The sequence below is a fragment of the Pseudomonas baltica genome (assembly GCF_014235765.1).
GTDB lineage: Bacteria > Pseudomonadota > Gammaproteobacteria > Pseudomonadales > Pseudomonadaceae > Aquipseudomonas > Aquipseudomonas baltica.
The window spans coordinates 454,471-473,656 of record NZ_JACMYH010000003.1 but is presented as its reverse complement, the minus strand read 5'-3'; the positions used below and the strand labels follow the sequence as shown (position 1 = coordinate 473,656).

Here is a 19,186-nt window from a genome sequence, read left to right as displayed (position 1 = left end):
TCATTCCGCCTTGACTGTCAGTTCGACCGTGGCCGGCCCTTCTACCTGCTGCAACGCATCGGCAACCCGCTGGGGTTCCAGCAGGCGCAGGCAATTGTAGTGGCCGAAGCGGCAGGTGCGGTCGAAACACGGGCTGCAATCCAGGCCCAGGCGCACCACCTCGACCTTTTCTGCCAGGGGGGGCGTGAAACCTGGCGAGGTCGAGCCGTACACGGCCACCAGCGGCCGGTTGAGCGCGGCGGCCACGTGCATCAGGCCCGAATCGTTGGACACCACGGCGTCGGCGCACGACATCAGGTCGATGGCCTCGGCCAGCGCGGTTTCACCGGACAGGTTGTAGGCTTCCTCGCGCAGGCCGGGAATCAGCCGCTCGCGGATCGCCTCGCCCACCGGGAAGTCTTTCTTGGAGCCGAACAGCCAGACCTGCCAGCCTTCACGGATCTTGATTTCGGCCACTTCGGCATAGTGCTCGGACGGCCAGCGCTTGGCTTCGCCGAACTCGGCGCCGGGGCACAGGGCGAGCACCGGGCGATCCAGGGCCAGGCCGAACTTGGCCAGGGCAGCGTCGCGGCTGGCCGGGTCGATGCGCAGTTCGGGGCGCGGATACGGCTGCGGCAACAGGGCGCCGGGCTCGAAGGCCAGGGCCATGAAGCGCTCGATCATCAACGGGTAGCGTTGCTTGTCCAGGGTGCGCACGTCGTTGAGCAGGCCGTAGCGAAATTCGCCGCGCCAGCCGGTGCGCTTGGGGATGCCGGCGAAGAACGGCACCAGCGCCGATTTCAACGAGTTGGGCAGCAGGATGGCCTGATCGTAATGACCCTTGAGGCTTTTACCGATGCGCCGGCGCGTGGCCAGCTCGAGCGCGCCGTGGCCGAGCGGAAAGCTCAAGGCCGCACGCACTTCGGGCATGCGCTCCAGGATCGGGCGGCTCCATTCAGGCGCCAGCACGTCGATCAAGCAGTCGGGGTGCCGTTGCTTGAGGCTCTGGAACAGGGTCTGTGCCATTACCATGTCACCGACCCAGCTGGGCCCAATGATCAGAATTCTCATAGTTTTCCAGAACAGTCAGTCGGGTGGTGCGGTGGTGCCAGGGATTTCGGTGCCAGCCTTTTCGCGGCCACGGACCGCTCCTACAGGGATCGGGGTCACCCGTAGGAGCGGTCAGCGGCCGCGAACCAGACGCCGCGCAGTGCCTGAAAAACCGCGGAGCCCTGTTCGCGGCCACTGGCCGCTCCTACGGGGCAAATAGGTGGGTACCGCCTTCAGCTCAACCCCAACTCACCCCAGATCCGCATCACCTCGCGCCGTTCATCGATGAACTGGTTGCCCGGGATCACCCCGGCCTGCTTCTGCAGGGCCTGACGATGAGCGGCCGAGCGGTAGGCCTTGTAGGCTTCGCGCAGCAACCCCGCATCGGCGGCGGGCAACAATCCGGCCTCTTCCAGGCCTTCGAGAATGCGAATGTTGTCGGTGTATCGCAGCAGGTCCGGGTGCTTGCCCGACCACGCCAGAGCCGCGTATTGCACCATAAATTCGATATCGACGATACCACCGGCGTCTTGCTTGACGTCAAAGCGCTGGCCAGCTTCGAAGGCATTGGCGCCGCGCCCTGCTGCCGTCTGCCGCGTCCCCAGGTTGTCGCGCATCTTCGCGCGCATCTCGCTGACCTCGGCACGCAGCGTATCCAGGTCGCGCGGTTTGGCCAGCACGGCGCCACGTACCTGCTCGAACTCGGCGCCCGTCTGGCGGCAGCCTACCAGCACCCGGGCGCGCACCAGCGCCTGGTGCTCCCAGGTCCAGGCCTCGGTCTGCTGGTAGCGCGAGAACGCCGCCACCGAGCTGACCAGCAGCCCCGCCGCACCGGAGGGACGCAGGCGCATGTCGACGTCGTACAGCTGGCCGGAGTTGGTCTGCGCAGTCAGCAGGTGAATGATGCGCTGGCCCAGGCGGGTGAAGAACTGGGCGCTGTCGATCGGCTTGGCGCCGTCGGTTTCCAGGCTCGGGTCGCCATCGTGGATGAACACCAGGTCCAGGTCCGAGCCATGGCCCAGCTCGATGCCGCCGACCTTGCCATAACCGACGATGACGAAGGCCGGATCACAGTCACTGCCGTCGGCCCGCTTGGGCACGCCATGGCGCGCCACGGTCTGGTGCCAGGCCAGGGCCAGCACCTGCGCAAGAATCGCTTCGGCCAGCCAGGTCAGGTAATCGCTGACCTTCATCAGCGGCAAGGCGCCGGCGATTTCCGAAGCGGCCACGCGCAGGTTGTGCGCCAGCTTGAAATGCCGCAGCGCTTCCATCTGCTGCTCCAGGTCGTCCTCGGGGATGCGCGTGAGCCGTTCGCGCAACTCGGCGGCCAGCTCCGGTGCCAACGGCGGGTTGAACAGCCGTGCTTCGTTGAGCAGTTCGTCGAGCAGCAACGGGAAACGCGCAATCTGTTCGGCGATCCATGGGCTGGCGGCGCACAGGGTCAGCAGGCGACGCAAGGCATCGGGGTTCTCCGTCAGCAGTACCAGGTACGCCGAGCGCCGCGCCACGGCTTCCACCAGCGGCAGCACCCGTTCCAGAATCAGGTCCGGGTCGGCGTGCTCCACCGCCTGAGCCAGCAGGCGCGGAATGAAAGCATCCAGGCGCTCGCGGCTCAGGCGCTGCATGGCCCGAAGTTGCGGGCTGCCGCGCAGGTCTTCAAGACGCTTGAGCGCCTGGCGCGCGTCGCTGAAACCGGCTTCCTGCAACTGCCGGCAAGCCGCATCGGCGTCGTGGGTTTCCTCCCACAGCGGCAACCACTCGCCGCCGATCACCATTGCCTCGCTGTTCTCGGCGTCTTCGTCCGGGTCGGCGATCACCTGCGCGAAGTGCCAGGCGGTGCGGCCGCGCCAGTGCATCAGGCGCGCGTGAAAAGCCGGCCAGTCGGCGAAGCCCATCATGAAGGCGATGCGCGCACGGTCCCGCTCATCGTCGGGCAGCATCTGTGTCTGCCGATCGGCGATGGCCTGGATGGCGTGCTCGGTGTAGCGCAGGAATTCATAGCCCTCGCGCAACTCGTCCACTACCGCAGCAGGCAGATAGCCCTGCCCCTCCAGGGTTGCCAGCACCTTGAGCAAGGGTCGCTGCTGCAGGCTCAGGTCTCGCCCGCCGTGGATCAACTGGAACGCCTGGGCGATGAATTCGACTTCACGGATACCGCCCGAGCCCAGCTTGATGTTGTCGGCCATGCCCTTGCGCCGCACTTCCTGCTGGATCAGTTGCTTCATGGTGCGCAACGCGTCGATGGCGGAGAAATCCAGGTAGCGGCGATAGACGAACGGTCGCAGCATATCGAGCAGTTGCGCACCGGCCTGCTGGTCGCCGGCCACCACCCGCGCCTTGATCATGGCGTAGCGTTCCCAGTCGCGGCCCTGGTCCTGATAGTACTGCTCCAGCGCGTTGAAGCTGAGCACCAGGGCACCGGACGAGCCGTAGGGGCGCAGGCGCATGTCGACGCGGAAGACGAAACCGTCGACGGTGATCGGGTCCAGGGCCTTGATCAGGCGCTGGCCGAGGCGGATGAAAAACTCCTGGTTATCGAGGGGGCGTTTCACCCCTTGGGTTTCGCCGCCTTCGGGGTAACCGAAGATCAGGTCGATGTCGGACGACAGGTTCAGCTCCACTGCCCCCAGCTTGCCCATGCCCAGCACGACCATGTGCTGCTGCTCGCCGCTGCGCCGGCCCATGGGCGTACCGAACTGCTGGCATTGGCGCGGGTACAGCCACTGATAGGCTTGGTCGATGCAGGCGTCGGCCATGTCCGACAGGTCGCGGCAGGTCTGCACCAGGTCGGCGAGGCGGTTGAGGTCGCGCCAGATGATGCGCACCTGCTGCCGCGCGCGCTGGCGGCGCAGGATGCGGGCAAGGTCGTCTTCGCTCTCGGCCTGGGCCACGGCGAGGGCGATCTGCTCGCGCAGTTCACCGGGACTGAAGGGACGGTCGAGGTCGCCGCTGGCGATGAGGCCGAGCAGCATGGCGGGGTTCTGGATGGCCTGCTGCAGGACGAAGTCGCTGGCGGTGGTGACGCGGTCCCATTGTTGCCAGCGCTCGGTGGGCCAGTTGAAGGGGGTGGTGACTGGGGGGGGCTCTTCGCGGGAAGAGCCCGCTCCCACAGTGTGCGTGGTGCTGCTGAGATCGGCGAACAGGCCCTCAGCCCCCGCCACAGCCGCCTGGAACGACTCGCGATTGCGTGACACCAAAGGCGTGAGAACAGCCGGAATTTCGACCAGCAAAGGCAGGTTCATGGTCTATCCTTGTGCAGCGTGAAGAGCCTGGTAAAGGTCTGTATAGACAGGTTCATCTGTCCCTGATCTGTCGAACAAAGGTGATAAATAGCTGAATTTCTTCAGAACTTGGCAGAAGTCACTCACGCATAGCCCCGAGATGAATACATTCGATCACAGGTAACGATCCAACCCACAACCGGACAGGGGGCCAAAAGCCTGTATCCTGTGTCTACCCGGCTGCCCACCGCCCGCAGGGGAATGAAAAGGGCAGGGATTTGTAGTAAAACTACAGCTCGCCGGAAAAGCTGCCGGTAATCCAAGAATTCAATATCGTCTGCCCACAAGGCCAGTCGCAAACTCAGGCTTCGATTCTGGAAGCCTTTCCGCCCTGGAGCAAGCCATGCAAGACCTCGATCCCGTCGAAACCCAGGAATGGCTGGATGCCCTGGAGTCGGTCCTCGACAAAGAAGGCGAAGACCGCGCTCACTACCTGATGACCCGCATGGGCGAGTTGGCCACCCGCAGTGGTTCACAACTCCCCTACGCCATCACCACGCCGTACCGCAACACCATCCCCGTCACCCACGAAGCACGCATGCCTGGCGACCTGTTCATGGAACGCCGCATTCGCTCGTTGGTGCGTTGGAACGCATTGGCGATGGTGGTGCGCACCAACCTGCGCGACCCGGATCTGGGCGGCCACATTTCCAGCTTCGCCTCCAGCGCGACCCTGTACGACATCGGCTTCAACTACTTCTTCCAGGCCCCGACCGACGAACACGGTGGCGACCTCATCTACTTCCAGGGCCACGCTTCGCCTGGCGTCTACGCACGCGCCTTCATGGAAGGCCGCATCAGCGAAGACCAGATGAACAACTTCCGCCAGGAAGTGGACGGCAAGGGCCTGTCTTCGTATCCGCACCCTTGGCTGATGCCTGATTTCTGGCAGTTCCCGACCGTTTCCATGGGTCTGGGCCCGATCCAGGCGATCTACCAGGCGCGCTTCATGAAGTACATGGAAGCCCGCGGCTACATTCCTGCCGGCAAGCAGAAGATCTGGTGCTTCATGGGCGACGGCGAGTGCGACGAGCCGGAATCCCTGGGCGCGATCTCCCTGGCAGGCCGCGAGAAGCTGGACAACCTGATCTTCGTCATCAACTGCAACCTGCAGCGCCTCGACGGCCCGGTTCGCGGCAACGCCAAGATCATCCAGGAACTGGAAGGCGTGTTCCGTGGCGGTGGCTGGAACGTCAACAAGGTCGTGTGGGGCCGTTTCTGGGACCCACTGCTGGCCAAGGACGTCGACGGCATCCTCCAGCGTCGCATGGACGAAGTCATCGACGGCGAGTACCAGAACTACAAGGCCAAGGACGGTGCGTTCGTCCGTGAGCACTTCTTCAACTCGCCGGAACTCAAGGCCATGGTCGCCGACCTGTCCGACGACGAGATCTGGAAGCTCAACCGTGGTGGCCACGACCCGTACAAGGTCTATGCAGCCTACCATCAGGCGGTGAACCACAAGGATCAGCCAACCGTCATCCTGGCCAAGACCATCAAGGGTTACGGCACCGGTGCAGGCGAAGCCAAGAACACCGCGCACAACACCAAGAAGGTCGACGTCGACAGCCTGCGCAAATTCCGCGACCGCTTCGACGTCCCCATCAAGGACGACGAGCTGGAAAGCATGCCGTTCTACAAGCCCGAAGAAGGCAGTGCCGAAGCCCGCTACCTGAGCGAGCGCCGCGCCGCCCTGGGCGGTTTCGTGCCGCAGCGCCGGGCCAAGAGCTTCAGCATTCCGACGCCACCCCTGGAAACCCTCAAGGCGATCCTGGACGGTTCGGGCGACCGTGAAATTTCCACCACCATGGCATTCGTGCGGATTCTGTCGCAGCTGGTCAAGGACAAGGAAATCGGCCAGCGCATCGTTCCGATCATCCCGGACGAGGCCCGTACCTTCGGTATGGAAGGCATGTTCCGCCAGCTGGGCATCTACTCCTCCGTCGGTCAGCTCTACGATCCGGTCGACAAGGACCAGGTGATGTTCTACCGCGAGGACAAGAAGGGCCAGATCCTCGAGGAAGGCATCAACGAAGCCGGCGCCATGTCGTCGTTCATCGCCGCCGGTACGTCGTACAGCAACCACAACCAGCCGATGCTGCCGTTCTACATCTTCTATTCGATGTTCGGTTTCCAGCGTATCGGCGACCTGGCCTGGGCCGCTGGCGACAGCCGCACCCGTGGCTTCCTGATCGGCGGCACCGCCGGCCGTACCACCTTGAACGGCGAAGGCCTGCAGCACGAAGACGGCCATAGCCATCTGCTTGCCGCGACCATCCCCAACTGCCGCACCTATGACCCCACCTACGGCTACGAGCTGGCGGTGATCATCCAGGACGGCATGAAGAAGATGACCGAAGAGCAACAGGACATCTTCTACTACATCACCGTGATGAACGAAGCCTACACCCAGCCTGCCATTCCGGCCGGCGCCGAGGAAGGCATCATCAAGGGCATGTACCTGCTCGAGGAAGACACCAAGGAAGCGGCGCACCACGTCCAGTTGCTGGGCTCGGGCACCATCCTGCGTGAAGTCCGCGAAGCGGCGAAGATCCTGCGCGAAGAGTTCAACGTCGGCGCCGACGTGTGGAGCGTCACCAGCTTCAACGAACTGCGCCGCGACGGCCTGGCCGTCGAGCGTTCGAACCGCCTGCACCCCGGGCAGAAGCCGCAGACCACCTACGTCGAAGAGTGCCTGAGCGGCCGCAAGGGTCCGGTCATTGCCTCTACCGACTACATGAAGCTGTTCGCCGAGCAGATTCGTCAGTGGGTTCCTTCCAAGGAATTCAAAGTCCTGGGTACCGATGGCTTCGGTCGCAGCGACAGCCGCAAGAAGCTGCGTCACTTCTTCGAAGTGGATCGCAACTTCGTCGTGCTGGCTGCTCTGGAAGCCTTGGCAGATCGCGGCGATATCGAAGCGAAGGTGGTGGCCGAGGCCATCGTCAAGTTCGGTATCGACCCTGACAAACGCAACCCACTGGACTGCTGAGGAGATTTTTTGTGAGCGAACTCATTCGCGTACCTGACATCGGCAGCGGTGAAGGTGAAGTCATTGAATTGCTGGTCAAGGTCGGCGACCGCATCGAGGCGGAGCAGAGCCTGCTGACCCTCGAATCGGACAAGGCCAGCATGGAAGTACCCGCGCCCAAGGCGGGCGTCGTGAAAAGCATCAAGGTCAAGCTGGGCGACCGCCTGAAAGAAGGCGACGAACTGCTGGAGCTGGAAGTCGAGGGTGCTGAAGAAGCACCCCAGGCTTCCGAGCCTGCGGCTGCACCAAAGCTGGAAGAGAAAGCCGAGGCCGCGCCTGCCGCTGCCCCAGCCGCTGCTCCCGCTGCCGCGGCTTCGAGCCAGGACATCCACGTGCCGGACATCGGCTCGTCGGGCAAGGCGCAGATCATCGAGATTTCGGTGAAGGTCGGTGACACCGTCACCGCCGATCAGTCGCTGATCACCCTGGAGTCGGACAAGGCCAGCATGGAAATTCCATCGCCGGCTGCTGGCGTGGTGGAAAGCATCAGCGTCAAGCTGAACGACGAAGTCGGTACCGGTGACCTGATCCTCAAGCTTGCGGTCGAAGGCGCAGCCCCTGCTGCTGCCCCAGCGGCCGCCGCTCCTGCACCTGCCGCAGCGGCGCCTGCAGCGGCTGAAAAGCCGGCCGCAGCGCCTGCTGGCGACAGCGTGCAGGACATCCACGTGCCCGACATCGGTTCGGCCGGCAAGGCCAAGATCATCGAAGTACTGGTCAAGGCCGGCGACACGGTCGAAGCCGACCAGTCGCTGATCACCCTGGAATCGGACAAGGCCAGCATGGAGATTCCTTCTCCGGCTGCCGGCGTGGTTGAAAGCGTCAGCGTCAAGCTGGAAGACGAAGTGGGTACCGGCGACCTGATTCTCAAGCTGAAAGTGGCCGGTGCTGCCCCCGCAGCGCCTGCCCAGGCAGCTGCACCGGCTGCCGCTGCGGCTGAGTCCAAGCCTGCAGCTGCCCCGGCGGCTGCCGAGAAGCCTGCTGCCGCACCCGCAGCACCTGCCGCAGCGGCCGGTGCCAAGGTGCATGCCGGCCCGGCCGTTCGCCAACTGGCGCGCGAGTTCGGTGTCGAGCTGAACGCGGTGAGCCCGACCGGCCCGCACGGTCGCATCCTCAAGGAAGACGTGCAGGTCTACGTCAAGGCGATGATGCAAAAGGCCAAGGAGGCACCGGCCGCTGCTGCCGGCGCCACCGGCGGTGCTGGCATTCCGCCGATCCCGGTGGTCGACTTCAGCCGCTTCGGCGAAACCGAAGAAGTACCGATGACCCGCCTGATGCAGGCCGGTGCCACCAACCTGCATCGCAGCTGGCTGAACGTGCCCCACGTGACCCAGTTCGACCAGGCCGATATCACCGAGCTGGAAGCGTTCCGTGTGGCGCAGAAAGCCGTGGCGGAAAAGGCCGGCGTCAAGCTGACCGTGCTGCCGCTGCTGCTCAAGGCCTGTGCGCACCTGCTCAAGGAGCTGCCGGACTTCAACGCTTCGCTGGCGCCAAGTGGCAAGGCGATCATCCGCAAGAAATACGTCAACGTCGGCTTCGCGGTCGATACGCCGGACGGCCTGTTGGTGCCGGTGATCAAGAACGTCGATCAGAAGAGCCTGCTGCAACTGGCTGCCGAAGCCGCCGCCCTGGCCGAAAAGGCCCGGACCAAGAAGCTCTCGGCAGACGACATGCAGGGTGCCTGCTTCACCATCTCCAGCCTCGGGCACATTGGCGGCACCGGCTTCACGCCGATCGTCAACGCGCCGGAAGTGGCGATCCTGGGTGTCTCCAAGGCCACCATCCAGCCCGTCTGGGATGGCAAGGCGTTCCAACCCAAGCTGATGCTGCCGCTGTCGCTGTCCTACGATCACCGTGTGATCAACGGCGCGGCCGCTGCGCGCTTCACCAAACGTCTGGGCGAGTTGCTGACCGATATCCGCACCATGCTGCTGTAACGCTGGCCGGATGAAAAGAACCCACCATTACCGGTGGGTTTTTTTTGCCCTGGATTCGACCGCGAAGTACGGGAACGGTGTGCAGCGCAGAGCGTAAATGCCCTCATGTAACCAGTATTTTCGGATCCAATTGCAGAATTTTGTGCGCCTGCCGACAACATGGAAGCACCGAGCCACTGTACCGCTTGTAAGCCCGAGCGCCATGATGCAACCTTGCCTGACGCGCCCGCCTGTAGGGACCCTAGCCTGTAAGGATGGTTGTCCCTGCGCGACCAGTACCCTTGAAGCGAGTTTTCAATGAAAAGCCAGCCCGATGCCGCCAACCGCATGGTGGCCGAGGTAGTGACGCAGCTGCCGGTGCCCTCGCGCCTGGGAATGCTGCGTTTCGAACGGCTGAACGAGGCCAGCTGGGCACTGCTTTATCTGGATCCGGCCTGCGAACGAACCTTCGGTCTTCCCGCTGCGCAGCTGTGCTCGCTGACCGGCTCGCCCTACGCCAGCCTGATGGAGCCGGAGGCGCGGCACCGTCTGCACGATGCCATCCAGGCGCAGTTGGTCGACAGCGCCCATTACACCGTGCGGTACACTCTGCACAGCAACCACGGCAGCCTGCACCTGATGGAGCTGGGCGAAGCCTTTCGCCAACGCAATCGGCAGCTGTTGCGGGGCTACCTGATGGTGGTCGACGCGGCCGTCGGCGACGTGGTCGACGACACGCTGAAACCCGCCAGCGCGAGCAGCCCGCTGCAGATGGCGCTGGAACTGAACCAGCGCGCGCAACAGGAACAACTGCAGCACATGGAGCGCGCCAGCGCCCAGCAGGCATTGATCCTGAGCCTGGCACAACAACGCTACGGGCCTCACAAGCCGTTGCTCGAGGCGGCCGAACTGATCACGCGCAATGCCTGCGATATCTATGCCGTGGACTGTGCCAGCCTGTGGACGCTGCAAGGCCAGCAGCTGCTGCCCATTACCGCCTATTACGGTGATCGGCAGGTGCATGGCTGTCTGCAGCCTGTAGACCTGGGTGAATTCCCCGATTACCTGGCAGCCCTGCACGCCAGCCGCGCCATCGACGCCAGCGACGTGGCCAGCGATCCGCGCACGCGCCAGCTTGCCCGGCAACTGGCAATGCGCGATGTCAGCTCGGTGCTCGATGCCAGCATCCGTATCGACGGCCAGGTGGTCGGCGTGCTGTGCCTGGAGCAGAGTGGCGCTGGGCGGGTCTGGCGTGCGGACGAGATCGCCTTCGCCGGCGAGCTCGCCGACCAGTTCGCCCAGGTGATCAACAACCACGACCGTCGTGCGGCCACCAGCGCCTTGAATCTGTTCCAGCGCGCGGTCGAACAAAGCGCCAATGCCTTTCTGCTGGTCAACTGCGATGGCGTGGTCGAGTACGTCAACCCCAGCTTCACCGCGATCACCCAGTACAGCACCGAGGAAGTCCACGGCAAGCGCCTGGCGGATCTGCCAGCCCTGGAAAACCTCAGCGAGCTGTTGTTCGACGCGCCTTCGAGCCTGGCCAACGGCAATAGCTGGCAAGGCGAATTCAAGAGCCGCCGCAAGAACCTGGAACCCTACTGGGGCCAGCTGTCGATTTCCAAGGTGTACGGCGACGACCGTGAGCTGACCCATTACATCGGCATCTACGAAGACATCACCCAGAGCAAGTTGGCCCAGCAGCGCATCGAGCGCCTGGCCTACACCGACAATCTGACCAACCTGGGCAACCGCCCAGCGTTCATCCGCTGCCTGGATGAAAGCTTCGCCCACGACAGCGACCGGCCGATCAGCATGATGCTGGTGGACATCGACAACTTCAAACGGATCAACGACAGCCTTGGCCACCAGACCGGCGACAAGCTGCTGGTGAGCCTGTCGCGCCGGCTGCGCAACAGCCTGAGTCCGGCCGGCAGCCTGGCACGTTTTGCCAGCAACGAATTCGCCGTGCTGCTGCACGACACTGATCTGGAAGCCGGCCAGCGCATTGCCCAGGAGGTGCTGCTGACGCTGGACAAGCCGATGTTCGTGGATAACCAGTTGATCAACGTCACCGGTTCCGTAGGCCTGGCCTGTGCACCGCTGCACGGGCGCGACCCGCAGACCTTGATGAAGAACGCAGGCCTTGCGCTGCACAAGGCCAAGGCCAACGGCAAGCATCAGGTGCAGGTGTTCACCGAGGCGCTGAACGCCGAGGCCAGCTACAAGCTGTTCGTGGAGAACAACCTGCGGCGCGCACTGACCCAGAACGAACTGGATGTGTTCTACCAGCCAAAGCTGTGCCTGCGAACGGGCCGCCTGCTGGGCATGGAAGCGCTGCTGCGCTGGAACCATCCGGAAAAAGGCATGATTCGCCCCGATCAGTTCATCAGCGTGGCCGAAGAGACAGGGTTGATCATCCCCATCGGCAAGTGGATCGCGCGTCAGGCCTGCCGCATGAGCAAAGCCCTCACAGCGGCCGGGCTGGGCCGCCTGCAGGTGGCGATCAACCTGTCACCCAAGCAGTTTTCCGACCCCGACCTGGTTGCGTCCATCGCCAGCATTCTGCAGGAAGAGGCCCTGGACGCCTCGTTGCTGGAGCTGGAGCTGACCGAGGGTCTGTTGCTGGAAGCCACCGTGGACACCCATCAGCAACTCGAACAGCTCAAGCAGTTGGGCATGACCCTGGCCATGGATGACTTCGGCACGGGGTATTCTTCGCTCAGTTACCTGAAGAAATTCCCCATCGACGTGATCAAGATCGATCGCAGCTTCATCCACGAGATCCCGGACAACCAGGACGACATGGAAATTACCTCGGCAGTGATCGCCATGGCGCACAACCTCAAGCTCAAGGTCGTGGCCGAGGGTATCGAAACCGCTGCACAACTGGCCTTCCTGCGGCGTCAACGCTGCGACGTCGGCCAGGGTTATCTGTTCGACAAGCCGATTCCCGGCGCCGAACTGATCGAACGGCTCAAACGCTATCCACGCGGGCCGAAGGCCTGACGTTGCGCTGTGCCGAGGCGTAGCACCGGCAGTACGTGGCCAACGACCCGCCAGGGGATCGCGGGCCGGGCGGCACAGGGGCGCGCCTCACGCCTTGAGGGTCACTCGGCGATCAGCCAGTCCATCTTCCAGCCGCCCTGGCTCTGGCCGAGCAGATTGGCCAACCAGGGCATCAGCTCGCGCAATTCTTCTTCCAGGCCCCACGGCGGGTTGGCAATGACCAGTCCCGAACCGTTCAGGCTCTGCGGTGCGTCCAGCGGGTGCACCAGCAATTCCACCCGCAGCAACTTCGGCGCGCCGGTGCTGGTGAGGTCCTGGTAGAAACGCTTGAGCGCACGCTCGTCGTCCTTGATCGGGTACCAGATGGCCGCCACGGTCTGGCGCATGCGGCCAATGGTTTCCTTGAGGGCAGTGGCGCAGCGCTTGAGCTCGTCGAGTTGCTCGAACGGCGGATCGATCAGCATCACCGCGCGTTTCTCGGCCACCGGCAGCAGGGCCCGCGGTACGTGCCAGCCCTCGCCCAGGTGCACGGCCACACGCGGGTCCTTCTTCATGTTTTCTTTGAGCAACTGGCCGTCTTCGGGGTGTTTCTCGTTGAGCAGCACGCGGTCCTGCTGGCGCATCAACCGGCGTGCCAGCTCGGGCGAGCCGGGGTAGTAACGCAGCTCGCCTTCGGTATTGAGACGGTTGATGACCTTGACGTAGTCGTCGGTCAGCGCCGGGCGGTCGGTGGCCTGCCACAGGCGGGCGATGCCTTCGAGCCATTCACCGGTGCGCGTGGCCTGGTCGCCGCGCAGGTCGTAGAGCCCCAGCCCGGCATGGGTGTCGAGGTAGGCGAAGGGTTGTTCCTTGCGCGACATCAGCGCAACCAGCCGGGTGAGGACGATATGTTTGAACACGTCGGCGTGATTGCCGGCGTGGAAGGCATGACGATAGTTCATGGGGACTCCTGCAGATGCGCAGGAGTCTAGCATTTCAGATGGGGTTTTTCAGGGGAGCTGGCAGCCCCCACTGCATCACTTGCCTTGGTGGAACGCCGCCTCGGCGCGTTCGAAGCGGGTGACCATGGCCGGTGACGGCCCGCGGCCCAGCTTGCTGACGATCAGGATAGCCAGGCTGGCGAACACGAAGCCTGGGATGATCTCGTACAGCCCCATCAGCTCGAAGTGTTTCCACACGATCACCGTCGCTGCACCTACCAGAATGCCCGCCAGCGCACCGTTGCGGGTCATGCCTTTCCAGACCACCGAGATCAGCACCACCGGTCCGAACGCCGCGCCGAACCCTGCCCAGGCGTAGCTGACCAAGCCCAGTACGCGGTTGTCGGGATTGGACGCCAGCCAAATGGCAACCAACGCCACCAGCAGCACCATCATGCGGCCCACCCAGACCAGTTCGCGCTGCGAGGCGCTCTTGCGCAGGAACGCCTTGTAGAAGTCTTCGGTCAGGGCGCTGGAGCACACCAGCAACTGGCAGCTGAGGGTGCTCATCACCGCAGCCAGAATGGCCGACAGCAGCACCCCGGCAATCCACGGATTGAAGAGGATCTTGGCCAGCTCGATGAACACCCGCTCGTGGTTCTCGGTGACCGGACCGGCCAGCTCGGGGTGCGCAGAGAAGTAGGCGATACCGAAGAAACCCACGGCCACGGTGCCACCCAGGCAAAGGATCATCCAGGTCATGGAAATGCGCCGCGCCTTGGCAATGGAGCGCACCGAATCGGCGGCCATGAAGCGGGCAAGAATATGCGGCTGGCCGAAATAACCCAGCCCCCAGCCCAGCAGCGAGATGATGCCGATGAAGGTGGTACCGCGCAGCATGTCGAAGTTGGCCGGGTTCTGCGCCTCGATGGCCAGAAAAGCCGTGTCGACGCCGCCAGTGGCCAGCACCACGACGATCGGCGTGAGGATCAACGCGAAGATCATCAGGGTGGCTTGCACCGTGTCCGTCCAGCTTACCGCCAGGAACCCGCCAACGAAGGTGTAGGCGATGGTCGCTGCAGCGCCGGCCCATAATGCGGACTCATAGGACATGCCGAAGGTGCTTTCGAACAGCCGCGCGCCGGCGACGATGCCTGAGGCGCAGTAAATGGTGAAGAACACCAGGATCACTACCGCCGAGATGATCCGCAACAGGCCGCTGGTGTCTTCGAAGCGCCCGGCGAAATAGTCCGGCAGGGTCAGGGCGTCACCGTTGTGTTCGGTCTGCACGCGCAGCCGGCCTGCGACGAACAGCCAGTTCAGGTAGGCGCCGATGATCAGTCCAACGGCGATCCAACCTTCGGATAGACCAGACATGTAGATCGCGCCCGGCAGGCCCATGAGCAACCAGCCGCTCATGTCCGAGGCGCCGGCGGACAGGGCCGTGACCACGCTGCCAAGGCTGCGACCGCCGAGAATGTAGTCGGAAAGATTGTTGGTGGAACGGTAGGCGAACAGGCCGATCAGGACCATGGCAGCGATGTAGATCACGAAGGTGATCAGAGTGGGGTTGCTGACACTCATGGGTGTCTCCTTGTGTTGTTTTTATGAGCCTGCGAGCGCGCTTCGGCGCTTCATGTACAGGTCGGCAGATTGCAGGATGTCCGGGTTGACCCAACGGCGCCGAACTTTAGGCCGGCATTGGAGACGGGCGCAACCCCTTTTGGCAAGCAAGTTGCACCTCTGGAAACATCTGGATAAACACGGTGTATCTGCTTCCTTTCGGAGCATTCGCCTGTCATCCGCTACACAGCCGCACCTGCGTTGTGCAGATTCAACCCATGCAAAAAGATTTTCCGTCGAGCGGTGCAACTTTCGTCGATATACAGGTTGCACCTGGTTGCACCCCGCAAAGCGCACGGCTAATCTTGCCGCCGGCTTTATTGCCACGCACCGTGGCCCTGATGAGGACAAGAAATGGCAACCACCACCCTGGGCGTCAAATTGGACGACCCGACCCGCGAACGCCTCAAGGCTTGCGCGCAGTCCATCGACCGCACTCCACACTGGTTGATCAAGCAGGCGATCTTCAACTACCTGGAGAAGCTGGAAGGCGGCGCGACGCTGACCGAACTGACCGGCGCCGGGGTGAGTGGCAATGACGATGCGGGCGACATCCAGCCCGACCATGCCCATCAGTGTTTCCTCGAATTCGCCGAAAGCATTCTGCCGCAGTCGGTACTGCGCGCCGCGATCACCGGCGCCTATCGCCGCCCCGAGCCTGAAGTGGTGCCGATGCTGCTGGAGCAGGCGCGCCTGCCGGCCGACATGGCCGAAGCCACCAACAAGCTGGCCGCGCGTATCGCCGAGAAGCTGCGCAACCAGAAAAGCGCCGGTGGCCGTGCCGGCATCGTTCAGGGTCTGCTGCAGGAGTTCTCGCTCAGCTCCCAGGAAGGCGTGGCCTTGATGTGCCTGGCCGAGGCGCTGCTGCGCATCCCCGACAAGGGCACGCGTGACGCCCTGATCCGCGACAAGATCAGCACCGGCAACTGGCACCCGCATCTGGGCAACAGCCCCTCGCTGTTCGTCAACGCGGCAACCTGGGGCTTGCTGCTGACCGGCAAGCTGGTGTCGACGCACAACGAATCGGGCCTGTCGTCGTCGCTCAGCCGCATCATCGGCAAGAGCGGCGAGCCGATGATCCGCAAGGGCGTCGATATGGCCATGCGCTTGATGGGCGAACAGTTCGTGACTGGCGAAACCATTGGCGAGGCGCTGGCCAATGCCAGCAAGTTCGAGAACAAGGGTTTCCGCTACTCCTACGACATGCTCGGCGAGGCGGCGTTGACCGAGCACGACGCGCAGAAATACCTGGCCTCCTACGAGCAGGCGATCCATTCGATCGGCAAGGCCTCCCATGGTCGCGGCATCTATGAAGGTCCGGGCATCTCCATCAAGCTGTCGGCACTGCACCCGCGTTACAGCCGCGCGCAGTACGAGCGCGTCATGGAAGAACTGTACCCGCGCCTGCTGTCGCTGACTCTGCTGGCCAAGCACTACGACATCGGCCTGAACATCGACGCCGAGGAAGCCGACCGCCTGGAGCTGTCGCTGGACCTGCTCGAGCGTCTGTGCTTCGAGCCGCAACTGACCGGCTGGAACGGTATCGGTTTCGTCATCCAGGCCTACCAGAAGCGCTGCCCGTACGTGATCGACTACGTCATCGACCTGGCTCGGCGCAGCCGTCATCGCCTGATGATCCGCCTGGTGAAGGGCGCCTACTGGGACAGCGAAATCAAGCGTGCCCAGGTCGAGGGGCTGGAAGGCTATCCGGTGTACACGCGCAAGGTGTACACCGACGTGTCCTACGTGGCGTGCGCGCGCAAACTGCTGTCGGTGCCGGAAGTCATCTACCCGCAGTTCGCGACCCACAACGCCCATACACTGGCGGCCATCTACCACATTGCCGGTCAGAACTATTACCCTGGCCAGTACGAATTCCAGTGCCTGCACGGCATGGGCGAACCGCTGTACGAACAGGTCGTGGGCAAGGTCGCCGATGGCAAGCTGAACCGTCCGTGCCGCGTGTATGCACCGGTCGGCACCCACGAAACACTGCTCGCCTACCTGGTCCGCCGCCTGCTGGAAAACGGCGCCAACACTTCGTTCGTCAACCGGATCGCCGACCAGTCCATTTCCATCCAGGAGCTGGTCGCCGACCCGGTGGCCACCATCGAGCGGATGGCGACCCAGGAGGGCCAGTTCGGCCTGCCTCATCCGCGCATTCCGCTGCCGCGTGACCTGTACGGCAGCGACCGGGCCAACTCGGCCGGTATCGACATGGCCAACGAGCATCGCCTCGCGTCGCTGTCGTCGGCCCTGCTGGCCACTGCCCACACCGACTGGAAAGCCCTGCCGATGCTGGGCTGCGAAACCAGCAACGAACCGGCCCAGCCGGTGCTGAACCCGTCCGACCTGCGCGACGTGGTCGGCCATGTTCAGGAAGCCACGGTCACCGACGTCGACAACGCGATCCAGTGCGCACTGATCAACGGCCCGATCTGGCAAGCCACGCCGCCGGCCGAACGCGCTGCCGTGCTGGAGCGTGCCGCAGACCTGATGGAAGCCGAGATCCAGCCGCTGATGGGGCTGCTCGCCCGCGAAGCCGGCAAGACCTTCGCCAACGCCATCGCCGAGGTTCGCGAGGCCGTGGATTTCCTGCGCTACTACGCGGTGCAGGCGCGCAACGACTTCAGCAACGATGCCCATCGGCCGCTGGGTCCGGTGGTGTGTATCAGCCCGTGGAACTTCCCGCTGGCGATCTTCAGTGGCCAGGTCGCTGCGGCCCTTGCCGCTGGTAACCCGGTGCTGGCCAAGCCGGCGGAGCAGACCCCGCTGGTGGCCGCTCAGGCCGTACGCCTGCTGCTCGAAGCCGGTATCCCCGAAGGCGTGCTGCAACTGCTGCCAGGCCGCGGTGAAACCGTGGGCGCACGGCTGGTGGGCGACGAGCGCGTCAAGGGTGTGATGTTCACCGGTTCCACCGAAGTGGCGCGGTTGCTGCAGCGCAACATCGCCGGGCGCCTGGACTCGCAAGGCCGCCCGATTCCGCTGATCGCCGAAACCGGTGGCCAGAACGCAATGATCGTCGATTCCTCGGCGCTGACCGAACAGGTAGTGATCGATGTCGTGTCTTCGGCCTTCGACTCCGCCGGCCAGCGCTGCTCGGCCCTGCGCGTGCTGTGCCTGCAGGAAGACTCGGCCGACCGTGTGATCGAAATGCTCAAGGGCGCCATGGCCGAAGCGCGCCTGGGCAACCCCGAGCGCCTGAACGTGGACATTGGCCCGGTGATCGACGCCGAGGCCAAAACCGGTATCGAGAAACACATCCAGGGCATGCGCGACAAAGGCCGCGACGTGTACCAGATGGCGATTGCCGACAGTGCCGAAATCAAGCGCGGCACTTTCGTCATGCCGACCCTGATCGAGCTGGAAAGCTTCGACGAGTTGCAGCGCGAAATCTTCGGGCCGGTGCTGCACGTGGTGCGCTACAAGCGTCGTGACCTGGACCAGTTGATCGGCCAGATCAATGCCTCCGGCTATGGCCTGACCCTGGGCGTGCACACACGCATCGACGAAACCATCGCCAAGGTGATCGACAACGTTCATGCCGGTAACGTCTACGTCAACCGCAACATCGTCGGCGCCGTGGTGGGCGTGCAGCCGTTCGGCGGCGAAGGCCTGTCGGGCACCGGCCCGAAAGCCGGTGGTCCGCTGTACCTGTACCGCCTGCTGTCGACCCGGCCAAACGACGCCATCGCCCAGTCCTTCGCCCGCACCGATGCCGGTACGGCGCCGGACGTGCGTCTGCGTGACGCCCTGGGCAAACCGTTGCAGGCCCTGCAAGCCTGGGCTTCGAGCAACCAGCAGGCCGAGCTGGCGCAACTGTGCAGCGACTTCGCCGCCCAGTCGCAGAGCGGCGTGAGCCGGCTGCTCGATGGCCCCACCGGCGAGCGCAACAGCTACACCATTCTGCCGCGCGAGCACGTGCTGTGCCTGGCCGACACCGAAGCCGACCTGCTGGCGCAGCTGGCAGCGGTGATGGCCGTGGGCTCCAGAGCGGTAGTGCCCGACAACGAGCTGGGCAAGGCCGCGCGCGGGCGTTTGCCCAAGGAAGTGCAGGCGCGCATCCAGTTGGTGCCGGAGTGGAACAAGGACGAGGTGCACTTCGATGCCGTACTGCATCACGGCGACTCCGACCAGCTGCGCGCGGTGTGCGAGCAGATCGCCAAGCGCAGCGGCGCCATCGTTGGTGTGCATGGCCTGTCGCAGGGTGAAACCGGGATCTGCCTCGAGCGCCTGGTGATCGAGCGCGCGTTGAGCGTGAACACCGCCGCCGCGGGTGGTAACGCGAGCTTGATGAGCATCGGCTAACGCCGTCACGAAGGAAAACGCCACCCCGGCCTGCGCCGCGGTGGCGTTTTTTTTGCCTCTGCATCAGGCGCATCG

At 64.0% G+C, this 19,186-nt stretch carries 8 protein-coding genes; 4 read left to right on the top strand and 4 right to left on the bottom strand.

Going from position 1 to position 19,186, the window contains the following annotated elements:
* Both waaF and glnE read right to left on the bottom strand, forming a co-directional pair.
* On the bottom strand, nt 1-1,050 hold the full coding sequence (gene waaF, locus H7993_RS14465; protein ID WP_122479760.1) for a lipopolysaccharide heptosyltransferase II: 1,050 nt from the start codon (nt 1,048-1,050) through the stop codon (nt 1-3).
* A gap of 212 nt (nt 1,051-1,262) precedes the next feature.
* The gene (gene glnE / locus H7993_RS14460) at nt 1,263-4,271 is read right to left on the bottom strand and encodes a bifunctional [glutamate--ammonia ligase]-adenylyl-L-tyrosine phosphorylase/[glutamate--ammonia-ligase] adenylyltransferase (RefSeq protein ID WP_185794786.1); all 3,009 of its coding nucleotides are present in this window, start codon (nt 4,269-4,271) and stop codon (nt 1,263-1,265) included.
* 382 nt (nt 4,272-4,653) lie between these two features.
* Here glnE and aceE point away from each other — a divergent pair, with 382 nt between their 5' ends.
* From aceE to H7993_RS14445, 3 genes are all read left to right on the top strand, one after another.
* Entirely contained in the window at nt 4,654-7,299 is a 2,646-nt protein-coding gene (gene aceE, locus H7993_RS14455; protein WP_122479762.1) for a pyruvate dehydrogenase (acetyl-transferring), homodimeric type, read from the top strand.
* Nucleotides 7,300-7,310: 11 nt separating this feature from the next.
* Nucleotides 7,311-9,272, top strand: a complete 1,962-nt coding sequence (gene aceF / locus H7993_RS14450; RefSeq protein WP_185794785.1) for a dihydrolipoyllysine-residue acetyltransferase — start codon at nt 7,311-7,313, stop codon at nt 9,270-9,272.
* Between the two features lie 297 nt (nt 9,273-9,569).
* Nucleotides 9,570-12,260, top strand: a complete 2,691-nt coding sequence (locus H7993_RS14445) for a sensor domain-containing phosphodiesterase (RefSeq protein WP_122479764.1) — start codon at nt 9,570-9,572, stop codon at nt 12,258-12,260.
* 101 nt (nt 12,261-12,361) lie between these two features.
* Here H7993_RS14445 and H7993_RS14440 read toward each other — a convergent pair whose 3' ends face one another.
* Nucleotides 12,362-13,201: a 23S rRNA (adenine(2030)-N(6))-methyltransferase RlmJ gene (locus H7993_RS14440; RefSeq protein ID WP_185794784.1), complete on the bottom strand. Its 840-nt coding sequence runs from the start codon at nt 13,199-13,201 to the stop codon at nt 12,362-12,364.
* 75 nt (nt 13,202-13,276) lie between these two features.
* A complete protein-coding gene (putP, locus tag H7993_RS14435) occupies nt 13,277-14,764 on the bottom strand; it encodes a sodium/proline symporter PutP (protein WP_185794783.1) in 1,488 nt (495 codons plus the stop codon).
* Between the two features lie 393 nt (nt 14,765-15,157).
* On the opposite strand from putP, the gene putA reads away from it, so the two are divergent.
* Nucleotides 15,158-19,111, top strand: coding sequence for a trifunctional transcriptional regulator/proline dehydrogenase/L-glutamate gamma-semialdehyde dehydrogenase (gene putA / locus H7993_RS14430; protein WP_185794782.1), 3,954 nt, complete (start codon nt 15,158-15,160; stop codon nt 19,109-19,111).
* Nucleotides 19,112-19,186: the final 75 nt, after the last annotated feature.

Excerpts from the sequence above, each read along its gene's own strand:
- waaF (WP_122479760.1), bottom strand. The coding sequence starts at position 1,050 with ATGAGAATTCTGATCATTGGGCCCAGCTGGGTCGGTGACATGGTAATG.
- glnE (WP_185794786.1), bottom strand. The coding sequence starts at position 4,271 with ATGAACCTGCCTTTGCTGGTCGAAATTCCGGCTGTTCTCACGCCTTTG.
- aceE (WP_122479762.1), top strand. The coding sequence starts at position 4,654 with ATGCAAGACCTCGATCCCGTCGAAACCCAGGAATGGCTGGATGCCCTG.
- H7993_RS14445 (WP_122479764.1), top strand. The coding sequence starts at position 9,570 with ATGAAAAGCCAGCCCGATGCCGCCAACCGCATGGTGGCCGAGGTAGTG.
- H7993_RS14440 (WP_185794784.1), bottom strand. The coding sequence starts at position 13,201 with ATGAACTATCGTCATGCCTTCCACGCCGGCAATCACGCCGACGTGTTC.
- putP (WP_185794783.1), bottom strand. The coding sequence starts at position 14,764 with ATGAGTGTCAGCAACCCCACTCTGATCACCTTCGTGATCTACATCGCT.
- putA (WP_185794782.1), top strand. The coding sequence starts at position 15,158 with ATGGCAACCACCACCCTGGGCGTCAAATTGGACGACCCGACCCGCGAA.